The organism is Photobacterium sp. GB-1, from assembly GCF_003026165.1.
Lineage (GTDB): Bacteria > Pseudomonadota > Gammaproteobacteria > Enterobacterales > Vibrionaceae > Photobacterium.
This window is the reverse complement of record NZ_PYOB01000050.1, coordinates 1-3129: the sequence shown is the minus strand read 5'-3', so window position 1 is coordinate 3129 and position 3129 is coordinate 1. Positions and strand designations below refer to the sequence as shown.

General features: G+C 39.9%; 3 protein-coding genes. 2 read left to right on the top strand and 1 reads right to left on the bottom strand.

Annotation, left to right across the window (positions count from 1 at the left end):
* Both C9J45_RS21295 and C9J45_RS21290 read left to right on the top strand, forming a co-directional pair.
* Positions 1-824 (top strand): hypothetical protein (locus C9J45_RS21295; RefSeq protein ID WP_107292998.1); only part of this gene is annotated, 824 nt, incomplete at its 5' end.
* A gap of 324 nt (positions 825-1148) precedes the next feature.
* On the top strand, positions 1149-2174 hold the full coding sequence (locus C9J45_RS21290) for a hypothetical protein (RefSeq protein WP_158260238.1): 1026 nt from the start codon (positions 1149-1151) through the stop codon (positions 2172-2174).
* A 56-nt stretch (positions 2175-2230) separates the two neighbouring features.
* Here C9J45_RS21290 and C9J45_RS21285 read toward each other — a convergent pair.
* Positions 2231-3129, bottom strand: an 899-nt coding sequence (locus C9J45_RS21285) for an SUMF1/EgtB/PvdO family nonheme iron enzyme (protein ID WP_107292996.1), incomplete at its 5' end; no start/stop codon positions are given.

Here is a 3129-nt window from a genome sequence, read left to right as displayed (position 1 = left end):
AAGTGTTGCGATCCCGTAAACCCTCTGAGCTTAGAACGTTAGACCCATCTGAAGGCGGCTACAACGAACGTCAAATTAGAGACATCACATTGCCATGGTGGGGCTTGGTCTATTTTTATGCCGTGACATTCGGAAAATTTATTGCTCTCTATATGATGCCGTTGTTTTTTTTGGTTGCAGGTGTCATGAACCTTGTGGATAGTTCAGGACAGGATGAATACAATCAAATCTATCTAGGCATGGCATGTATTTTAGTGGTGTGTTTACTCATTTGGTGGTCTTTCTCTTTTTTTAATGGAAAATTACCCATTAAAACGTTATTTTCATTAAGCCGAGAAACGGGCATGGTCACACTACATGGCTTCGGTAATAAGGTGCGATTTAGTCACCCTTTTGTTGAGTTTGATTGCTACCTGACAACATCGCCAACCCCACAAGGTTTTATTAATTATCAACTGTTTCTTGTTCATCGTTATAATGGTTATAAACATGGGGTACCCATTGGCCGTTTTATCAATGGTTCAAGAGATCTTGATGAATACAAACGCTTATGGAACATGATCCAAGCCTATATGGATGTGAGCCAGCCTTTGCCCGACATTCCAATGAATGAGCCTTTTCGCCATAAAGACAGTGCAACCGTTGCTTATGATAAGGCGCATCATCGAAAGCCAGATTTTTGGTTCAGTATGGATGATGAAGCGTTTGAACAAGCAGTGACGAAAATTGTTGAGAAGCAAAATTCAGAGCCACCATTGGGTGAAGTTATACCGATCCCTACCACTGATTCTATAGCAACCACACCAAACACGGCTTCTGCCTAACGCATAATAAGCACGCCCATCTCGGCGTGCTTTTTTGTGGAGGTCATATCTTATAATCAGGCCAATTATTGCCCAGTCTATTTAGCGTGTATTCTCACTCAGGAAATCGTTAACGCCGAAGAAAGATAGAAAATAACCATGAAACATACCCCGTACAATTCTCAGCACATTCCAGCGCAAGCGCCGGGGAATCAACAAGGCTTTTGGTCAAACATGGCCAGAAAAGGTGTACATTTACCCGCCTTATACCCTCTAGGGCATTTTAGATGTAGCGCAACATTAACATTAAGTTGTTTAGTGACCGCTATGGTTAATGGAAAAGCTATGATCAGTAATCAAGCTGAGAAAAGTGCGGGAACTGGGGTTATTTTCTCTCCTTTCCCCACGATTGGGGTAAGACCATCAGGGCAAATAGGTGTCAGTGCTGAAGGGTTTGCTGGTGCTCAAGCTGGCGGGCAATTAAGTGGAAAGGTAGAGTGGCTAACCCCTCAAAAGACGGGGACGACTGATTTTTCGGCTTTAATTGAAATTAAAGCGGAAGGCAATGTGGCGTTTGGGCTTGGTGCTGGAATCGATTTTCAGCTTCGTTTAATCAAGGGTAAATTTGAATGCCATTGTTGTGCACGCTTAGTATGGGGACCTGGAGCGTCCGGTGGGTTTGGCACCACAATTGACTTTTCACAGCTATTTGAATTGGCAAAAATTATTTGGGAAGCGATTGATACTATTGGCTACCGTATTATGGATAATATAAATAAAGAGGCTTACACTTATTTATATATAGCCGCTTTTAGTGCATTTACAGAAAAAGATTTCACAATAAAAGATGCAATAGAAATTGGTACTGAAAATATTGGGGAGTGGTGGTCAGACCGATTAGCTCATATCAACAAAGAATTATTCATTTCAGATGAAGCCAAACGTTTAACAAAGCGAATTTTAGATCGAAACATATTGAGTGGCGTTAGTTTAAGAGTTCTTCCTCCTGAAACGGTGGGAATGATGCTCAATACCCTAGTACATACATATTGGTTTAATCTTGAGGAGGAGCAGGAAGCAGCAATTTATGTGTTATTAAGCGGTACTATTCGCTCTTGGCGCAAGTTTGTTGAAGTGTTAGCCCACATGAATATCGAAGGTAAAAAACAAAGTTCAGATAATGCGCTTATAAATAACCTACAGCGTATAAATTACATCTTAGATGGCGATCAACAAAAAGAATTTAATCAATGGATTGCTCAGTTAGCAAGTGTGAATTATTTAGAAAATATAGGGATGGTTCAAAAAATATTCCCATACACACCTACCAGTCCACACCTAAAAATCAAGCGTAATAATTTAAAACCGTAATGCAACGTTACCGGCAATAATAGCCATAGGTTATTATTGCCGATACTAAATGCATACTACTTTACTGGTGTCGTTTGTTGAACCGCGCAACGAAAGCCGTATGTTGGGTAATATCTTTTTTGAACTATATCTTCACCTGTTCTGTAAGTAGTTAGGTCCCACCCTCTTAAGACCTTTTTAGCTCCTGTTGATGGGCCTTGAGGATCGAGTTCTGAGGATTGTTGATAATAATCTTTGCTATACCAATCATTGACCCATTCTTGTGTATTTCCAGACATGTCATACAAACCAAGTGGGTTGGGTGGATACAATTTAACCTCATACATATCGTTATCGTTACCAATATTCCATTCATCTTTTGTGTAATCGACATACCTACCATCAACTAGATGCCTACCATTTTTGGGTTGGAGATAACCGTTGTTGGTAGCATAGTATAGATGCTTTCCACGATTTCTTGCTGCATATTCCCATTGTGCTTCTGTCGGTAAGTCAATCGGAGAACTCGTTAATTCACCCAGCCATAAACAGTAATCTTTTGCCTCTTGCCAGGTTTTAGTTGGTACTGCTGTGTTTTTAAACTCATCATCAGAAAAGTCATATTTTTCTCTCATATCAGCATCAACGACAGGTCGATGATGTGCCTTTTTAAAAGCATCAAAACCGTGATAAGTCGTTTCATGATTAGCTAATGAGTAGTTACTTAAGGTCACTTTATGTATAAAATTAGAGCCCGTTTTAAAGTTGGAAATCGTTGTATTACATTTAGCATCTGGCGACCAATCCATTCTATCCGTAGAAATGGGACTACAAGGTGCTTTAAATGCACCCATCATGAAGGTTCCACCTTTGATAAATACCATGCTTTCAAGTGATTCAACAGCAACTTCGACGATTTGATGTTGAAGTTTGGTATCTGCATCAGGGTAGAGCTTTTTTACTTTCGCTTCTATTT

What these genes read in the sequence shown, in the direction of transcription:
- C9J45_RS21290 (WP_158260238.1), top strand. Translation starts at nt 1,149, where the DNA reads ATGATCAGTAATCAAGCTGAGAAAAGTGCGGGAACTGGGGTTATTTTC.